Below are 19137 nucleotides of genomic sequence, written 5' to 3' on the forward strand. Positions count from 1 at the left end.
TCCTACTGTGGTAAAATGTAAACTAAGTATGAATCTAGATAGAGGTTAGTTAGCAATGTCTCTGAATATTGAATTGTTGGAAGAAAGTTTTAATCGTATTAAACCAAACGCCCCAGAATTTGCCACGAGTTTCTACGAGAATCTTTTTGCAGACTATCCCCACGTTAAACCCCTATTTGCTAATGCTAACATGGCAGAGCAAAAAAAGAAGCTAATAGCTTCTTTAGTGCTGGTGATTCAAAATCTCCGTAAACCGGATGTCCTCACAGGTGCTCTTAAAGGTATGGGTGCTAGGCACGTCCAGTATGGCACTCTCCCAGAGCATTATCCCCTCGTTGGAGCCTCGATCCTGAAAACATTTGAATCTTACTTAGGCCCTGATTGGACACCAGAAGTGAAGCAGGCGTGGGTTGATGCTTATGGGGCGATCGCTAACCTCATGCTCGAAGGTGCAGACTATCCCGAAGCAGTCCTGAAATTGCCTAACTGAAACCGAGTTGGTTCTTGGCAGCAAAACAAGCGAGTTTTGTATTAGGCTATTGCCTAAGCCCTAACTCTTAACTTGTATGAAAAAAGCCCTGCTGTTAGTCAATCAACACGCCAGAAGCGGACAAAAGCTCTTGTCTCAAGCAACTAGGGAATTGCAAGCGTTAGGCTTTGAGCTGATCCAAGAATCCACAGATAGCCCCCACCATATCCCCGACGCAATCCAGCGCTACAAAAATCAAGTTGATTTAGTAATAATTGGCGGCGGTGACGGTACCTTAAACGCAGCTATAGAAGGTTTAATTAAGACTGACTTGCCATTAGGAATTTTACCTCTAGGAACTGCTAATGACTTAGCTCGCACTCTAGGGATTCCTACCTCTTTGCCCGAAGCTTGCCAAGTAATAGCAGCAGGTCAAATTCGTCGAATCGACTTGGGTTGGGTGAATGGAAAATACTTCTTTAACGTCGCAAGTTTGGGGCTGAGCGTACAAATTACGCAACGCCTAACTAAGGAAGTAAAGCGGCGCTGGGGAATTTTAGCTTATGCCGCGACTGCCTTACAAGTAATTTGGCAATCGCGGCCTTTTCGAGCCGAAATTCGCGTCAACAACCAATCAATTCGGGTAAAAACAATTCAAATTGCTATAGGAAACGGTCGCTATTATGGCGGTGGAATGACGGTAGCCGAGGATGCGACAATTGACGATCAGAGACTAGATTTATACAGTTTGGAAACTAAACATTGGTGGCAAATTGTCGCCTTGCTACCAGCAATGAGGCAAGGAAATCATGCTAGTTGGCCTGGAGTCCGCGCTCTGCACGGTCAAGAAATTGAGGTGCGTACTTCTAAATCTCGTCGCATCAATACAGATGGCGAAATCACAACTCACACCCCTGCTATATTTCGCGTTATCCCCAAAGCTCTGGCAGTTTTTGCTCCTTGAATAAACGTTAACGGTTAACTGTTAACTGTTAACTGTTAACTGTTAACCGTTAACAATTACCAAGGACTACCAATCATCATAAAAGCTGACCAATAATAAGGATGAGTTAAATTGGGATTTTCTGCACCTATTAGTTCTCGTGGTAAAGCGATGCTACCCCTAGAAGCCTTAACAGAGGTAGAAATACGACTCAAAATTCCTGAGTCAATGCGGATGTCACCTTCGAGCATTGCTATCTGTGCCTGCCTTAACGCTTCTGCTTTAATTGGTGCTATTTTTAACTGGTGATAAAACTCACTCATTAAAGCTAAAGTTCCTCGATCTGATACATACCATAAACTCGCGAGCGCTGACTTTACACCTGCTTGAAATGCCAAACCTGCAAAACCTAGTTCTATTTCTTCATCTCCCAATGCAGTCCGACAAGAACTGAGCACCAGTAACTCTACAGGAGGATTATTCCACCCTAACTGCCGCAATTGATCCAAGTGTAATTTTGTATCCCATAGTTGAATATATGAATTGCCAGCAGCACCAGGATTAAATTCTCCATGAGTTGCTAAATGAATAATTTGATAAGGCTGTTTATTGCGCTGAATTTTAAGATTTTCCAAAGTAAATTCTTGATTGAGAAAAGATTTACCAGGCCATAAGTTACCTACAATTGTAGATAATTCTACAGGGACAGCCGGTAGAGGACTCAGGTCTTTAAATTCTGAGGCTCCCATTGCCAGTACAGAGGCATTTTTTAGGGATTCATAACGAGTATCAGTTAAGCTCAGGCTGGGGATGAGGCTAAAACTGTACTTTTGAATTAAAAACTGTTTGCCATCATGTAAAGCTGCTAGCGGAAGAGAGCGCAAGCCTCCATCCATTGAAAATAATATGGTGTTGATGCCATCAGCCTCTAATGCTGCTTCTAAGGGTAAAATTAGCCATTGATAGAGCTGTTGAGCAGAGGCTAAATAGCTATTAGTATTGACCTTTCTGGGGTTAGTAATTTCTGAGCGGAATTCTCTGGCTACCGCTAACAATTTCTGGCGGTTAGCTTCTGGTATAGTTTTACGAATAGGTGTCCCTTTGGGCGTAAATAATACTAGCTCTAATTGTTCTGGAAAAGCAGTTACATAGACAATTGCAGAATGATTCCCGGTTTGAGCGGTAATTTTCCCCAAGGTGTCTCGGATAGTTTGCGGCGTGACTTTGCTGTTAAGAATATTATCCCCAAATCGCTCGGAAAATTGCAGTTCTCGGCTCAACACAATCGGCATTTCCGTTGGAATAGCATTAACCATCCCCCCACCATTATTACTAGGATTGAGTCTCATCGCTTCTGCGGTTTCAGGTGGAGAACGGAAATCTAGACGGTGCATAGGGAAGTCACTGTTAGGAGGTATTAGGATTTGTCTACCAGGTGTTCCGCTTGGCAACATATTGATGTCAATATTGCTGGGATTCAATGGCAGAAATGGCATCGTACTTAAGCTTGGGAAACGATCGGGAATAGACGGAAAGAACTGTGCTTGAGACGTAGGCATTCCACCACCAGTAATTATCGGTAATGTTGCGCTTGGTAATAATATTGGAAGCGGCGGAGAGACTGAAGAGTTAATATTATTATTAAATATATTATTATCAAATATTGGAACTGGAGCCGCTGCTTTAAAGTTAGTTTCTATTACGGAATTGTCGTTGATTGAGGGTATTTGAATCTCTGATAATAAGAGAAAATCGCTATTGATTTCGCTCAAGCCATTAGGTGGGAGTAGTACCACTTGCCCCCGATTATTAACAATCACATTCTCGGCGTTTTCTTGACTGCCACCCGTGAGCAATTTGGGCAAGTTAGCGGGGTTGAGAAAATTGCGATTAGATGATAGGGGAGACTTGCCTGTAAATGGCACTTCCAAATTTAATAGATGTCTGGGCTGGCTAATACGGAAAACATTTTCGCCTGGTACAATAGCAACGGTAATGTTGCCATTGGGAGCTTGCAATTGTCCATTATTAATCGGGAAGCGGCTCAAAAGAGTTAAATTTTGTCCCAGTTCTACTGTTAAAATACCATTATTAATAATAAAACCAGAGGATGTTACCGGAAATGAAAAAACATTCGGCGTTCCTATTAAGGAAGAGTAATCATTAGGGCCGCCGGCATTAAACCAGCCCGTATTAAAGCCGATACCAGCAGCCGTTGTAGCTGTAAAATCTGCTGGTACGTTCAACCGGGCATTAGCACCAAAGATAATCCCAGAAGGGTTCATTAAAAAGAGATTAGAATTGCCACCTGTAACCGAAATCAAGCCGTTAATTAAAGAGGGATTACCACCGACAACGCGACCGAGTATATTCTGAATGGATGGATTAGTCAGAAAGTTAGCTATCTGGTTTTCATTTAAGCCAAATTGCTGAAAACTGTGGAAAAGATTAGCCCCATCTCCCGATAATTTACCGCCGCTGATATCGAGGCTATTTCCGTTAGGATTGACAAGCGTTCCGGTGCCGTCGTTAGCAGGTACTATAGGTTGACCTAGTGCAATTTTAGGTAATAAAAATGATTCTAGATTTGGCAAAAATAAACTACAAAACCAAAATAATTGTGTTAGTCTATTTTTAGTTTTGACTGTGCTTAATAATCGTTTAATTGTTAGCATTTGAACGAGTTTTCTGGGTGGTGATTTTCTGCTGCATAAATATTTTATTTTTCAATTCTAGGGCAATCTTCGCGCAAATGACTTACAACAACATTCTGATTTTCAGTGAGATGTTGATCGCTGATTTTACCCTTAAGCAAGTAAGTGATCATTTCCCCTTTACCTTTGATTTCAATTAAACCCCGCTGCTCTAGCCAGTATTTATCTCGCAAATAGTGGTAAGTTGCTTCTGTGATTTGAATCCCTCCTACAATGCCGTGAGATTCCATGCGACTAGCTATATTTACAGTATCGCCCCACAGATCGTAAATAAATTTTTTCGTGCCAATTACGCCAGCCACTACCGAACCCGTATTGATGCCGATTCTGATACTAAATGCGTCGTTGTGCTTTTCATTAAAACGGATGATTGCTTGCTGCATATCCAAAGCCATATTTGCAATCGCTTCTGCATGATCTTTTCGGGGATTAGGAAGTCCACCAACTACCATGTAAGCGTCACCAATTGTTTTAATTTTCTCCAAACCGTGCTGCATTGCTAAGAAATCAAAAGAGGAAAATATTTCATTGAGTAATTTGACTAATTCTGTTGCTGAAATTCGAGAAGAAAGCTTGGTAAAACCAGCGATGTCTGCAAACAAAACTGTTACGTTTTCAAAAGTGTCGGCAATAGTCCCTGGTTCCCGTTTCAGGCGATCTGCGATTGCTTTTGGCAAGACATTGAGCAGCAACCGTTCAGACTTTTCCTGTTCAATTTCCAATTGTTCTAAGGCAGACTGAAACGCATTTCTAATCGCTAAAGCTAGTGCGACTGTTGCTACCGCAGATGCTCCTAGTAGTACCGCTGCGCCTATACTTGTCAGATTAATTTGATACCGCGCTCGTTCCACTTCTTCTGTCGCCACAATTAGTAATTTATCGGAAACTGCGGTAGTTTGCTCATCAAAAGTATCGCTAATTTTGCGAATGTCGCGATCGAGAGCAGCTAGTTCTTTAGATTCCAATTCATAACTGCCGAGATAGCGTTGTGCCTGCTCTTTTTGGGAAATATCTAATTTTTGGGAGCGACGAATTGCCTCACGTAGGGTGATAACCGCCTCAAAGAGCGATCGCCTTTCCAGTTCCGATCGTTTTAGCAAATATTCCTTTTCTAAAGCCTGCATTCGGTTATACAAAGCGATTAATTCTGGTTCGCTAGCTAGTTGAAGAGTATCGCGCAATAATTCAGACTTGCGATCGGCCCTTGCTAGTACGCCTGTCTGATCTTCGCCTAACATCCCTACTAATCCCACTGTCTCTCTAAAACTATCGCTATAATGCCTCACTTTTTCCTCATATTCCACCAATTCTGGATTAGTGCGGCGGAACCCTTCACTCGCATCTTCACTGGTGAGTAATTTTTGCAACTCGTCGCGAATTTGTAGCACTTTTAGTATCTGTTCATCGTGGGGTTCTGCGTAATCTTGCCGCGCTTTTTCAAAACCAATTATTGACCACTGGCGAAAGAATTCTGTTTCTTTTCGGCGTGCTTGTGCTAAATTTTTATTCATCTCAAACACTAACCGCTGAATTTTAATACTTGTCACCATAGCCGATTCGGTTTTATTGCGGACAATGCTGAGAGAAAAAAGCCCAGTTAGAGCTACTGTGCCAATTAACAGCAATTGAGCGCTAGAAGCTAACCTAAACTTGCGAGTTATACTGCGTTTGCTCCAGGTTTTAGTGAGCTTTTCCCTAATATTTGTTAAATTAGTCAATTTGAGTTCCTCCCAGCGCTAACTGCTTTGTGCTATGACACCGAGTGCTGGAGTTCGCGCCCAAAATTGCAGGCTGCGATCGCTTGGCGGGTTAATGCCGAGCTTGTCTCTCCAGTAGCGGAGGCATTTATTTTCCATCAATAGCGCTGTCGGGATTGCCTGAGTGAGGCAACAGTGGAGCCTTTTCATTCTATGCACCCTGTTTTTGAATATCCCAACGGAGGTTGAGAAAGGCTGAACTCTATGATAACACTAGAGCCTGCCCTCTGAGGGGATAATATCCCTGATGGTCACGCCAATCAGGGGGAACAGGGATGAGGAGAATGGGCGATCGGAGGTGGTAAGCGATCGGTTATTAGTTTTTTAATAATAGTTTTAAGTAAAAAATCCACAGCAAAATTATCAGTTTTTACACTGTTTTTTATGTGCGCCCGTGAAAATTTATTCACTCTTCCGTCGATAATTTATAATCGATTCCTGCACCGTATTGCCATGATTCAATCCATCGATGATAGTAGTACTGTTGAAATGGCGATAATGTTTTAATACCAGGTTCTAATTTATGCCCCAACGAATATAATCCTGTGTAAACTCCCAAGTTTATATAATGAATTGTCCAATCTAACAAGTTTCCTATCCCTACTTGAGGAATGACTTTAATTACTACTCCCGGATGAGCCATTGCAGTTTTAAATAGAGTCTTAGATAAAGCACTAAATTGAACTATATCTTGAAGAAATGGTTTGAGGACAGGTTCTCCTAACTCTTCCATGACCTGAAATACTCCTGCCAACAACTTATTAATCTGATTTGGATCAATATTCTGGTTGATAACAGCACTCATGGAGCGTTGAAACAGCCAGGTTACTGATAGATTTGGCTGATAAGGTTGCAGTAGAGCTAGAGCATTTTGGCTGAGCAGATCGATTTCTAAGGCTTCCTGAATGCCTTGGGTTAAGCGTTTGAGGTGGCGAACCATTGCCCCAAAACCACCGAAGCTGAGAGGAGATTGGCTACCACTGCTATCTCCAATGGGGAGGATGCGATCCCAGGGCATTTTTAGAGGGCTTTGACGATAGCATGGAAAAAATCCGTAGAGCGCTCTTTGGAAGTTTAGCTGGTTAATTTCGACGTTTTGATATGTCCGTAATAAGCTCAAGTATTCTTCAAATAATGTTTCTAAACTAAATCGATCTGGATGAGCATCTACGTAGGTAAATAAGTAGGTTGTGCGGCCATCTCGTGCTGGGAATGCCTCCCAAAAATATTGGCATTGATTTTGCATAGGTGTGAAAGATGCAAATAAGTCACCTGTATTATTTTTGGGAAATCCTTGAGCGCAACTACCGACAACTAAGCAGACAGCATCGGGTTTTTGTCCTTGTCGCGCTTGTTGGACTATGGGAGAAAAATGCCCCATTGCATCTAATAATAATCTAGTTTTAAATATATTAGGGGGGGCTGATTGCGAGCTTAAATTATCTGTACTTTCCACAACTTTTTCTGCTAAACTTACCCCGACAGATACTGCAATGCCATTGGGATGAATTATTGCTCCCTCAAAAGGAGTATTTTCAAATAGTTGACCGCCTGCTTGGAGGAATTTTCTTTTCAGGGTTTCCAGGAGGTAAACTGGGTCTATGCCGATGTTAAGAACGCCTTCTACGAAGATATCAGGAGTATTGGGAAAGCTGATGCGAGCAGGACTATATTCGGTTGCGATCGCATTTTCTAATTCTTCAGGTGACAATAAATTTAGTTCTATAAATACGTCTAATTCTTGGCGAGAAATGTTCCATTCTTGCTCTCGCCCGCGTAGAGTTCCGCGTTCGAGTAAGGCAATACGCCAACCACGCATAGCTAAGGCCGTGCCTATTAAGATTCCCAAGGTACCACCGCTGATAACGACATCATAATCGATAGTTCCGAGGGATGAGGAATTGTGTGTTATAACTTGAGGAATGGGTATGGTTTCTTGTCTGAGTTTTTGCCAGATTAGATCTGTTTTTCGTAAGTTATTGAGAGCATTTCCTGGGAGTTGGGAGAGGATTTCTTCAGTTAGAGTCATGAGAGTTAAATTATACTGTACTTATAAAATAGGTAGCTTATTATTTCTTCGTCCGCCTTTCACTGCGTTTTGCAAGTAAACTATGGCGGACTTGATTTTGATAGTAGCTATGACAACGACTTAGCGATCGACCTAATCCTCATAATAAGTAAGAAAATTATCAGGAACTAAGCGTAATTCACCCTATTTAAACCGCTCAATTGGCATCCAAAGAGCAGTTTTTTCCCGCTTTCCTTCGGCAAAAACTAAACTCTCCAATTGATAAAACTTCGGGTCAGCAAAGTCGCACTGATAAAGCTGAATTAACTCATGTCCCGGCTTACCATTAAATTCAAATATACTCTCGATACAGCCGAGATATTTGATATTTGTTAATTCTGCTTGAATTTCTTCCTGAAATTCCCGTTCTAGAGCATCGCGGCTATATTCCCCGAAGTCAACGCCGCCACCCATAACGCGATAAAATGTTTCTTGTTTCACTGGGTCGTAGCCTTCGGAGAGGAAGATGCGATTGCCATCTTTAATTAATCCCAAAGCTAGAACGCGGATTTCACCTTGTTTGTGCATAATTTGGTAATGGGTAATTGGTAATTGGTAAATTAATTTGTAGGGAAATTGCCAATAAAAGCTATTGGCAATTATTAGCTGTTAATTCTCGTAGGCTAGAGTAGACTTGCGAGCGTCTTTTTCAACTTGCCAGTCTTCATTTTCACCGCCGATAATCAATTTTTCAATTGCCACAAATTCCTTACTAAGTTGTGTGAAAACATTGATGAGAATATCTAGACCGAGAGCATCACTTGTTCCTAAATCTAACCAACAACGCGCCCACAATCCCTCATACTCTACATCTCCCATATTGTGCATCAATGCCATCATGCTACTATCAGCCATATTGGTATCATAATTCAGGTAGCTGATATCTACTCCGACATCGTTCACTTGCAAATTTTCGGCATTAAATCCTCCTAGTTTTCCTAAAAAAAACCAGGAATCTAACACTTCTTCAATGTACTGCTTTTCGCCATTTGAAGGCACTGTGCTGAACTTAAGCCATATCCACAGATCGAAGGGGTCAAACTCGCGAAATTGTACTTCCATGAATGTCAATTTTATAGTGGTGGTAATACGACTGGCCCCCAGGTACCATCTCCATCTCTAATCGCATCGCGCATAGGATCGCAGGCACGTTTACTATTATCAAGACGGTTGCGCGTTTTGCACTGTTCAAAAAAGATTTGTGCAACTAAACGCCGGGGAAGTTGACTGGGTTTTGCCAAAGCAGCATCAAAGTTTTTCCTAGCTTCATCAAACAAGGCTCTATTGTTATTTTGTCGCCTCCCCTGAGAAACAAGAATTTGAGCTTTTAGATAAAGAATCTCTGGATTATTGGGAGTTTGTGCTAAGGCCTTATTTACAGAGTCAAGTGCTTGGTCATACTTGTCTAAGTCTCTATATCCAACTGCTACTCCACGATAGGCTAAATAGCGCGGAGATGCCTTTTGTTCTAATCTTTGAATCGCTTCATTCGGATTAGAAAAAGGTAGGTTTGTGGCAAGCATTAAATCCATATATCCCTTGACCAAGTTTAGTTCTGGGTCTGCGGGGGATATTTTTTCCGCCGCGTCTAGATATTGGAATACCTGTCGGAGTTTTTTCATTGCTTGGGGAGTACCCTTGGTTGTACCTTCCTTAACAATTGTGTGAGCGCCTTCTAAAAAATGGCTGGCTGCTATATAAATATTGCCGCGCAATGGGTCAGTTTTGGTCAATTGCTCAGCAACTTCACGAGTTTTTTTAGCGTAGGAATTTAGCCCTTCTAAATCCCGCTCTATATAGGATAAAGAAGCTTTCAGTGCATATACTAGCGGGTCATTTTGCTCTACAGACAAAGCTTGGTCGATGTAAGTTTTTGCTGCTAAGTAATTTCCCTGCTCAAACATAGCTTTGAAAGCAGCTTCAGTTTTATTACCAATTGGGTGCGGATTGCTGCTGCGAAAAGGATCTGCCGCTAGAGCGGGGTTAACGCAAAAGCTGAGGGCGGTAAGGGAAGCTATAGTCGTTAGCCGAATCGCAGTGCTCGCGATCGCACCGAGTGCCTGTTTTGGCTGAAGAAACTGGTAGATAAGCGACACCAATGGGGTTTTCGTCATCGTTGAGCCTCTGAAATCAATAGACTGTAAGCTAGGAGGCTGAGAGTCGAAAATTAAGACTCCCAGACCCCGATTCAAAAAATGGTACAAGTTATTTGATTTTTAGCACATTTTGCGGTACATTTTAATTATCGGAATACGATCGCATTTAAACTTGCGACTTAAATTGGCATTTTTTAATAATAGCCTAAAACCGGATCGACATATAATGCTAGATATAAAGAAGGGGCTACGATGCTCAGGACTAAGGACTAGGGAAAGAGGAAGAGAGGGGGAGATGGGGAAGGTACCAATTACCAATTACCAATTACCAATTACCAATTACCAATTAATTTAATGCTTTATCTGAGAAACTTAGTCTATCACCCCACAGTCTGCCCGGAAGCTATTCTCAAAAATATTAACTTAGAACTATCGCCACAGCAGATGGGGCTGATAGTTGGTCGTAGTGGCTCTGGCAAAAGTACATTATTGGAAATTTTAGCTGGTCTTGCAGAAAAAACTAGCGGTGATATCCGCTGGCGGGAACAGGAATTAACACCAGAACATTTGCAACAGTTAGGAGGCTTAGTATTTCAGTTTCCAGAACGGCATTTTTGCGGCGGTACAATCTTAGAAGAATTGCGATTAGGGCATCCAGAAATAGGGCAAGAACAAATTAGCCAAGCTATGACAGAAGTAGGACTCGCACATTTGCCCCTACACGCTTCGCCCCATGCTTTAAGCGGCGGCCAGCAGCGGCGAATAGCATTAGCTGTGCAGCTAATTCGCCAGCCACATTTGCTGCTATTAGATGAACCAACAGCGGGGTTGGATTGGTCAATGCGGCGGCAATTAGTGAGTTTATTAAATAAACTCAAAAATCATTGGACTTTGTTAGTTGTGACTCACGATCCGAGCGATTTGTTGAGTATTGCCGATCGCTGTTGGACTTTGAATCACGGCGATTTGCAGTCTGTCGATCGTAGTAAATTAGAAATTCCAGAGATAAGCCATGTTTAGTACAGCTACGCTACCTGAGATGAATGAATTGTGGCAGCAAACGCTCTCATGGCAGCCAAATGATGAGCAACAGCTACAATTTCAACAGCTCTATGAATTAATTATTGATGGCAATAAACACCTGAATTTAACTCGGATTACTGAACCCTTAGAGTTTTGGGAAAAACATCTTTGGGATTCTTTGCGGGGAATTGCACCGCTGCTGTCACCTAATAATTTGGGGGCAATTGATGAATTACCCTTAAAACCGATGCAGAAAGTCATCGATATTGGAACGGGTGCGGGTTTCCCAGGGTTGCCAATTGCGATCGCGCTTCCTAACTTCACAGTCACTTTACTGGATGGGACGCGCAAAAAAATTTCTTTTCTAGAAACTTTAGTCCCGGAATTAGGGATAAAAAATGCTGTTCCTTTGATTGGCAGATCGGAGGAAATTGCACACCAGCCGCAGCATCGAAAATTTTACGATCTGGCTTTCCTCAGAGCAGTCGCATCAGCATCAATTTGTGCTAAATATTCTTTGCCATTGCTAAAACCTGGCGGTTTCGCTATTCTTTATCGCGGTAATTGGACGGTTGAGGAAGAAGTAGATTTGCAGTCAGTTGTTGAGGATTTGGGTAGTACGATCGCCCTAGTAGAAGCCTTTACCACTCCAGTGAGCCAGAGCGTGCGCCACTGCGTTTATCTGCGAAAAGATACATGATACTGCATTTCTATATAATAATTGACTCAACCAATCCTATCTATTCCCTGACTAAGGGGACGGCGACAGTAGAGTGGTGCTGCCACCATTTATATGTTGGTAAAAAATATGTTTCCTTGGTCGCACCCACCCTCGAAAAAAATTTTAGGTCGCTCCCTTGCTTTTCCTGATTCTTGTGTTATTCTAAATAACAGTAGAACTTTTGAAATAAACCATTTAGGGTAACAAAGGAGGTGATGCCCATGATAGAAAGTAGTATAACCATGGGTCATCAGGTTGGAGAATGCCGGCTGCGTGCCGGGGCTGCTCTCTAGCATTTAGCTTGCGTTCCCAACGGGGAACGATATCCCTTGGATAACCAGGCTAAGCTAGGGTTCCACCCGGCAGTCAGGTTCTAATCTGAAGACCCGCTAGACCGCTCTCATCGATAGTGTCCGAGCTTTTGCTTAACACTATTGGTGAGAGCGGATAGTTTTTGGTAAGCTTTTTGGAAAATGGGATATTAATACCATGCCTTTAATAAGAAAATCATGACTAAATTACTGAGTGATGCCCAAATTCAAGAAGCGATCGCCAAATTGTCCGGCTGGACACTAAAGGGTAAGGAAATCCAGTCGATCAGGAAATTTAAGGATTTTGTAGAGGCGATCGCCTTTGTGAATAAATTAGTCGCACCCGCTGAAGCCGCAGGACACCATCCCGACATTGCTATTTCTTATAACAAGGTGACAATTAGCTTGACAACTCACGATGCAGGAGGTTTAACAGAAACAGACTTTACCTTAGCTCAGCAAATTTCTACACTTTAAATTAAAATGTTTTCCCACCTCCACACAGGAGTTTTTGCATCCGGCGACAGGAAAGATAGCAGAAAGATTGTAATTTCGCAACTGGGCTGGGCTAGAATCAGGAGTGAGAAAGTCGAGATGCAGAAGTCCAAAGTATAACGGCTGTTCGCCATCCTCCAAGTCATGATCATATTTGAGAAGCAAGAGTTCTTGAACGAGTCTGCTGAAAGAACTGAGCTAATAGAGCAGCTATTAGATATCGGTGCAGCTTTGTCCAGTACCCAGGATTTGCGAGATCTATTAAATCTGATTCTATCAAAGAGTCGAGAGATCACGAGCAGTGATGCGGGCAGCGTGTACTTAGTAGACCATACCGATAACACACCAAAGTTGCTCTTTAAAGTAGCGCAAAACGCATCTCAGCCGAGCCTTTCCTTCAACGAGTTTGCCATACCGATGACGCACCAAAGCCTGGCTGGGTATGTGGCTCTGACAGGGGAAAGCTTAAACTTGCCAGACGCTTACAATTTGCCGGAGGGAGTACCTTACCAGCTCGATACAAATTTTGACCGGGACATATCTTACCGTACTCGCTCAGTAATGGTACTGCCAATGGAAAACCGCCAAGGCGATACCATAGGCGTGATTCAGCTTATTAACCGCAAAATCAAGCCCGATGCAGTGCTCACAGATCGGAACACTTTGGAATTGACCCAGCCTTATTCAGAGTGGGAACAGAGGATCGTGCGATCGCTAGCTTCTCAGGCGGCCATATCTATTGAGCGAAATCAACTGCAAGATAGTATAGAACAACTATTTGAAGGCTTTGTGAGAGCATCCGTGCAGGTAATTGAAGCCAGAGATCCTTGTACTTCCGGACATTCAGAACGGGTGGCAGCTTTAACAGTAAGGCTGACAGAAGAAGTAAATTTAGTCTCGATTGGGCCACTACGCCCTCTTTATTTTAGCGATCGCCAAATTCAAGAAATTCGTTACGCCGCCCTTCTCCATGATTTCGGCAAAGTGGGCGTACCCGAAGCCATCTTAACCAAACAGAAAAAGCTTTACTCAGAACAGCTCGATGTCATCCGTAGCCGTTTTGCTCTAGCGCACCGGACATTAGAAATGCAGTGCGCTCAATCTAAATTCAGCTACTTAGTGCAGCATCCGAGCGTTCCGCATCTAGACGCAGAGGAGAAATGCCCTCATTGCCAGTACCTTCAACAACTTGATGGAGAACTATCGGCAGAGGTTACTAGACTTGCTAGTTATTGGAATGTCCTGCTAGAAGCCAATGAGCCTCACATCTTAGCAGAAGAACCCCTCAGTCAACTCCGGGAACTGTCCGAATACTCTTATAGAGATATAGATGGTGAAATTAAGCCCCTCGTCACCCCAGAAGAAATCGCTCAACTGATGATCCCCAGAGGCAATTTGACACCCGACGAACGCTTAGCTATAGAATCCCATGTCACCCACACCTACAAATTTCTGAAGCGGATTCCTTGGACAAAGGATCTTAAAGATGTACCCAGCATTACCTATGGACACCACGAGAAACTAGATGGCAGCGGCTACCCTCGTGGCTTAAAGCATATAGAAATTCCAGTTCAAGCTCAGATCATGGCGATCGGAGATATATATGATGCACTTACCGCAGGCGATCGCCCCTACAAACGTGGCTTGCCAACAAATGTAGCTTTGAAAATTATGCGGCAAGAAGCCGCTCAAAATAAAATCAGCGGCGAGTTGTTGGAACTATTCGAGCACCGCCAAGTCTTTAGTGTACTGGGACACACCTTAGTTGAACTTGAAGAATTAGCTTGAACCGTCAAGTTATGGCAAAAATAGATCGGGAACTCAAACTCGCGGCGATCTTGGGCAACATTGACCAATGCGATCGCCTGCTGTAAGTCTCCAACGGTCAATATCTGGTAAACTAAAGACGGCAACTATCCCAAAGCCGTATCCGGACTCTCAAAACGAGTAGAGAAAAGATAAAAAGAACAAGTTCGTATTTTGATCTACTGTCAAAATTGTGTTAACCTATCTAACGACTGACAAATTTTTAGCGGGCCGCGAACAACGCCTTTAAAAGGTAAGCAGAGAATCTGCCAAACCAGGGAGAAATCCTAAAAGCTAGACGCAGCTCGTTGTAAGACTTAGGATAGCAGACCGCCTTTAGGGGCAAAAGGATTGCGCCCAAGCACCCTATCACTAGGGGTACCTAAAGTGAAAGCTTTAGAGAATCCCATTCCCATTTTAGGGGTGGGAATGTTAACAAATAGAAGGCTACAATAGTCTCTCTGTAATCGGTGTGAGGATGAGAGTGAATATGTCTAAATTTTTCTGGAGTTCATTGTTAATCAGCCCAGCTCTGTTGGGAGCAACCCTAGTTGTCTCAGCTAGTGCTATGGCCACCAGCAGCCAACCTAATGCTGAAGCTCTCAAGCTACAAGCTGCACAAACTAAAGCTTCCGAAGTTCAGCTAGAGCCTGTAGCAGCAACCGAGCAAACACCTGTAAATCAGGTTGAAGAAGTTTCCAACGTCTCTGAAGTAAAAACAGAGCCAGCAATTGTAGGGCAAAAAGTAGAGGCCGCAACAAATGCGATCGCAGCTAACCCTACAGCACCAGTTACCGCTAACTCCGTAACTGAGCAAGCCAATACACTGCAACTAGAATTGTTGCCGGGTGTACCAGAGCAAATCAGCGCCGCCCCACTGGAAGCACCAGCACCGGTAGCTGTAGAACAGACACAACCAACTTTAGCAAATTCTGCTGAAGTATTGGCTCAAACTGCTGCCCCAGAAACTAACAATCCAGCAGCAACATTAGAACAACTCAATCAGTACAGCAGCGAAGGGTCAGCCAACGTCGAAACTCAGGGTCAAGTTACCTCAGTTTCGCAACTTTCTGACGTACAGCCCACAGACTGGGCATTCCAAGCACTACAATCCTTAGTGGAACGCTACGGTTGTATTGCAGGTTATCCTGACGGTACTTATCGCGGCAACCGGGCAATGACCCGCTACGAATTCGCCGCTGGTTTAAACGCTTGCTTGGAACGAGTCAACGAACTGATCGGTGCTGGCACAGCTAACCTAGTCAGCAGAGAAGACTTGGCAGCCCTGCAACGCCTGCAAGAAGAATTTGCCGCTGAACTGGCTACCCTGCGCGGTCGCGTCGATGCTCTTGAAGCTCGGACTGCCGAACTAGAAGCCAACCAATTCTCTACTACCACCAAACTAACTGGGGAAGCAATTTTCGCTCTCAGCGATGACTTTGGCGGCGGTTTAGGCTTTAGCGCCTTCGGTCGCAGAATCGGTGACGATGACCGAGAATTTGGTTCTGATAACAACGAGGCTGTATTCCAACAGCGCGTTCGCCTCAACTTAAATACCAGCTTCACTGGTAGAGATTTATTGCTGACCAGATTGCAAGTTGGCAACGGTCAGAACTTTAACTTTGGCGCTACCAAAGAAGGCTTACAAACTTGGCAAGCAGTTGGTAACACAGGTAATACTTTTACCCTAGATAGCCTGCTGTACAAATTCCCCGCAACTTCGCGGTTGAATGTCACCATTGCAGCTAACGCTGGTACTTGGGACGATATTATCCCCACTGTCAACCCTTACTTTGAAGACTTTGACGGTGGTAACGGTGCGCTCACATCTTTTGCACAGAGAAACCCAATTTACCGTTTAGGCGGTGGTGCAGGTCTTGGCTTTGACTATGCCTTCGGCGGCAGAGGACTCTTGGGTGGTATCTTTGGCCCAACCTCTTTCTCCTTCGGTTATCTAGCAGCAACTGCATCTAGCCCCGCTGAGAGCGATGGCTTGTTCGGTGGCGACTATGCAGCGATGGCCCAGCTTACTTTCACACCGGGAAGAAACTTCCAGTTTGCTCTGAGCTACAACCACGGTTATTTCGATCGCGGTAACTTCGGGTTTGATAACGGTTTAGCGAATGGTACTGACTCGCTGGGCGGTTTCACCGGTACTGGCGTAGCTAACTCCCTCAATGGTGTGACTGAAGGCTTTTATGAAGGTAATCGCGCTAAGCGAGTTGTCAGTAACTCCTACGGTCTAGAAGCCTCCTTGCGTCTGAACCGCAGGTTTGTACTAGGTGGCTGGGTTGGATATACCGCTGCTCGCGCCATCGGTCTAGGCGATGCGAAAATTTGGAACTACGCTGTTACTTTGGCTTTCCCTGACCTTGGAAAAGAGGGTAACTTGGGCGGTATTGTGCTCGGTCGCGAACCTTACCTTGCTAGCTTTGAGGCTCGCGATGGTTTGGATAAAGGCTTCGGCAATGATTCTTCCTACCACATTGAAGGTTTCTACAAGTTCCAGCTAACTGACAATATTTCCGTAACACCAGGTGTGGTCTGGATTACGAACCCCAACCAAAATGATGATAACGATGACATCATTATCGGTACTCTGAGAACAACATTCACGTTCTAATCGGTATGGTGAGCTAAGTATTCCTTCTCATACTCCAAGTTCCATACAGAGCCCTGCAAAAGCAGGGTTTTTTTTTGCGGTCTTGGCGGTTGCTATAATTGCTAATTGCTAATTGCTAATTGCTAATCGAAAAAATTTCTCCCCATCTCCCCCGCTCCCCCGCTCCCCCGCTCCTCTTTTTAATGGTGAATTGGCAGAAATTCGTTAAACCCCAGTGGAGAACCGGGATATAATAAAGTAAGAAGTCAAAATTTAGAAGTCAAAAGTCAGAAAATTATTGAATTTTGACTCTTCTGTTCATAAATCTGGGATTTTAATTCTTTGTATTATGGTAGAACTTTCGTGTAAAAGCGAATATGCAATTCTAGCTCTGCTGGAGCTAGCAGCTCACTACAATGAGGGAGAACCCCTGCAAATTCGCTCTATTGCTTCCCAGCAAAATATCCCCGATCGCTATCTAGAACAACTGTTAGCCACACTCAGGCGTGGGGGTGTCATCCGTAGCCAGCGAGGGGCCAAGGGAGGTTATCTTTTGGCGCGGGAACCCTGGAAAATTACACTTTTAGAAATTCTAAATTGTCTGGAAGGAGCAGACATGGATCACTCTGAGAACAATAGCACCACTAAAACTTTGGAAAGTGCTGTAGTATTTGAGGTTTGGCAGGAAGCTCGCGAAATAGCTAACTCTGTTTTACAAAAATATACGCTACAGGATCTCACTGAGAGGCTAAATGCTAGGCGGCAGTTAGATATCATGTATTACATCTAGTTAATGGTTAGTGGTTAGTAGTTAGTGGTTAATGGTTAGTTGTTAGTTGTTAATATTTGACAATCAATAACTAGCAACTCATAGCTATGACTAACTAGATAAACAAACTTTCGTGTTCATCGTACTAGCGACTAAAGTCGCTTAATTGGAGAAGAAAGCGATTAAAGTCGCTACTACAAACTTGATAGACGGTGACATTATTAGTTTATTTATTTTTTCCAACTAACAACTAACAACTAACAACTAACAACTAACAGTCAACAATTAACAACCAACAACTAACAAATATTATGCGTATTGCTCGTGACATTACAGAATTAGTCGGTCGCACACCCTTGGTGCAACTAAACCGTATCCCCCAAGCTGAAGGCTGTCTGGCGAGAATTGTCGTGAAATTAGAGAGCATGAACCCTGCATCGTCGGTGAAAGACCGGATCGGCGTTAACATGGTGAATGCAGCAGAGCTGGAGGGGTTAATCTCTCCGGGAAAAACGATTTTGGTGGAACCGACATCGGGTAATACGGGAATTGCACTGGCAATGGTAGCGGCGGCTAAAGGCTATCAGTTGATTTTAACTATGCCCGAAACTATGAGTAGCGAACGTAGAGCGATGTTGCGAGCTTACGGGGCGCAATTAGAACTCACGCCAGGGATTGAGGGGATGAGTGGCTGTATTCGCCGGGCTCAGGAGATTGTCGATACAACGCCGAATGCCTATATGCTACAGCAGTTTCGGAATCCTGCTAACCCCCAAATTCACCGCCAGACAACGGCCTTAGAGATTTGGGAAGATACAGATGGTGAAGTTGATATTTTGGTGGCTGGGGTCGGTACTGGGGGGACGCTGACGGGTGTGGCGGAAGTGATTAAGGAGCGAAAACCTGAGTTTAAGGCGATCGCAGTCGAACCCGCAAATAGCCAAGTTCTGTCTGGTGGACGGCCTGGGCCTCACAAAATTCAAGGTATTGGTGCTGGTTTTATTCCCCCAGTCTTGAATGTGGACTTGATTGATGAGACTGTGATTGTGACGGACGATGAAGCGATCGCTTATGGTCGTCGCTTAGCCAGAGAAGAAGGACTGCTTTCTGGTATTTCTAGCGGTGCGGCTTTGTGCGCCGCTATTCGTGTAGCTAAGCGGCCGGAAAATGAAGGCAAATTAATTGTCATGGTTCAACCCAGCTTTGGCGAACGCTATTTGAGTACGCCTTTGTTCCAAGAATCGGATCTCAGCATAGCAGCTCTGATCGGCTAAGTAGGTTAGAGGCGTTTGGGCAATTAGCGATCGCAAGATTAAGTGCGATCGCTTTCTATTTCTGCGATAACTTACGTAAGGCCGCCCTC

16 protein-coding genes are annotated in these 19137 nt (G+C 43.8%); 9 read left to right on the top strand and 7 right to left on the bottom strand.

Annotation, left to right across the window (positions count from 1 at the left end; genetic code table 11):
* Positions 1–55 precede the first annotated feature (55 nt).
* Entirely contained in the window at positions 56–490 is a 435-nt protein-coding gene (locus tag PN499_RS02115) for a globin family protein (RefSeq protein ID WP_272029999.1), read from the top strand.
* A 76-nt stretch (positions 491–566) separates the two neighbouring features.
* Positions 567–1433, top strand: a complete 867-nt coding sequence (locus PN499_RS02120; RefSeq protein ID WP_272030000.1) for a lipid kinase — start codon at positions 567–569, stop codon at positions 1431–1433.
* A gap of 56 nt (positions 1434–1489) precedes the next feature.
* Here the strand turns inward: PN499_RS02120 and PN499_RS02125 are convergent, their stop codons facing one another.
* The 7 genes from PN499_RS02125 to PN499_RS02155 all read right to left on the bottom strand — a co-directional run bounded on the left by PN499_RS02125 (position 1490) and on the right by PN499_RS02155 (position 10065).
* The gene (locus tag PN499_RS02125; protein WP_272030002.1) at positions 1490–4087 is read right to left on the bottom strand and encodes a CHAT domain-containing protein; all 2598 of its coding nucleotides are present in this window, start codon (positions 4085–4087) and stop codon (positions 1490–1492) included.
* A gap of 44 nt (positions 4088–4131) precedes the next feature.
* Positions 4132–5844: an adenylate/guanylate cyclase domain-containing protein gene (locus PN499_RS02130; RefSeq protein ID WP_272030004.1), complete on the bottom strand. Its 1713-nt coding sequence runs from the start codon at positions 5842–5844 to the stop codon at positions 4132–4134.
* 18 nt (positions 5845–5862) lie between these two features.
* A complete protein-coding gene (locus PN499_RS02135; RefSeq protein WP_272030005.1) occupies positions 5863–6033 on the bottom strand; it encodes a hypothetical protein in 171 nt (56 codons plus the stop codon).
* 256 nt (positions 6034–6289) lie between these two features.
* Positions 6290–7912 carry an FAD-binding oxidoreductase gene (locus tag PN499_RS02140; RefSeq protein ID WP_272030006.1) on the bottom strand — a complete coding sequence of 541 codons (1623 nt, stop codon included), beginning with the start codon at positions 7910–7912 and terminating at the stop codon, positions 6290–6292.
* Between the two features lie 183 nt (positions 7913–8095).
* Positions 8096–8479: an NUDIX hydrolase gene (locus PN499_RS02145; protein WP_272030007.1), complete on the bottom strand. Its 384-nt coding sequence runs from the start codon at positions 8477–8479 to the stop codon at positions 8096–8098.
* Between the two features lie 81 nt (positions 8480–8560).
* Positions 8561–9013, bottom strand: coding sequence for a DUF3531 family protein (locus tag PN499_RS02150; RefSeq protein WP_007353985.1), 453 nt, complete (start codon positions 9011–9013; stop codon positions 8561–8563).
* A gap of 11 nt (positions 9014–9024) precedes the next feature.
* Entirely contained in the window at positions 9025–10065 is a 1041-nt protein-coding gene (locus PN499_RS02155) for a Sll0314/Alr1548 family TPR repeat-containing protein (RefSeq protein ID WP_272030008.1), read from the bottom strand.
* A gap of 336 nt (positions 10066–10401) precedes the next feature.
* Here PN499_RS02155 and PN499_RS02160 point away from each other — a divergent pair, with 336 nt between their 5' ends.
* The 7 genes from PN499_RS02160 to cysK all read left to right on the top strand — a co-directional run bounded on the left by PN499_RS02160 (position 10402) and on the right by cysK (position 19048).
* Positions 10402–11067, top strand: a complete 666-nt coding sequence (locus tag PN499_RS02160) for an ABC transporter ATP-binding protein (RefSeq protein WP_272030009.1) — start codon at positions 10402–10404, stop codon at positions 11065–11067.
* On the top strand, positions 11060–11770 hold the full coding sequence (gene rsmG / locus PN499_RS02165) for a 16S rRNA (guanine(527)-N(7))-methyltransferase RsmG (protein WP_272030011.1): 711 nt from the start codon (positions 11060–11062) through the stop codon (positions 11768–11770). The genes PN499_RS02160 and rsmG overlap by 8 nt, the downstream gene beginning before the upstream one ends.
* 530 nt (positions 11771–12300) lie before the next feature.
* Complete coding sequence (locus PN499_RS02170) at positions 12301–12579, top strand: 4a-hydroxytetrahydrobiopterin dehydratase (RefSeq protein WP_272030012.1); 279 nt, start codon at positions 12301–12303, stop codon at positions 12577–12579.
* Positions 12580–12741: 162 nt separating this feature from the next.
* The gene (locus PN499_RS02175) at positions 12742–14385 is read left to right on the top strand and encodes an HD family phosphohydrolase (protein ID WP_272030014.1); all 1644 of its coding nucleotides are present in this window, start codon (positions 12742–12744) and stop codon (positions 14383–14385) included.
* Positions 14386–14893: 508 nt separating this feature from the next.
* Positions 14894–17026 carry an iron uptake porin gene (locus PN499_RS02180; RefSeq protein ID WP_272030015.1) on the top strand — a complete coding sequence of 711 codons (2133 nt, stop codon included), beginning with the start codon at positions 14894–14896 and terminating at the stop codon, positions 17024–17026.
* Positions 17027–17354: 328 nt separating this feature from the next.
* Positions 17355–17795, top strand: a complete 441-nt coding sequence (locus PN499_RS02185) for an RrF2 family transcriptional regulator (RefSeq protein WP_272030017.1) — start codon at positions 17355–17357, stop codon at positions 17793–17795.
* A 290-nt stretch (positions 17796–18085) separates the two neighbouring features.
* A complete protein-coding gene (cysK, locus tag PN499_RS02190) occupies positions 18086–19048 on the top strand; it encodes a cysteine synthase A (RefSeq protein ID WP_272030019.1) in 963 nt (320 codons plus the stop codon).
* Positions 19049–19137 lie beyond the last annotated feature (89 nt).

It is taken from the genome of Kamptonema animale CS-326 (assembly GCF_028330895.1).
Taxonomy (GTDB): domain Bacteria; phylum Cyanobacteriota; class Cyanobacteriia; order Cyanobacteriales; family Microcoleaceae; genus Kamptonema; species Kamptonema formosum.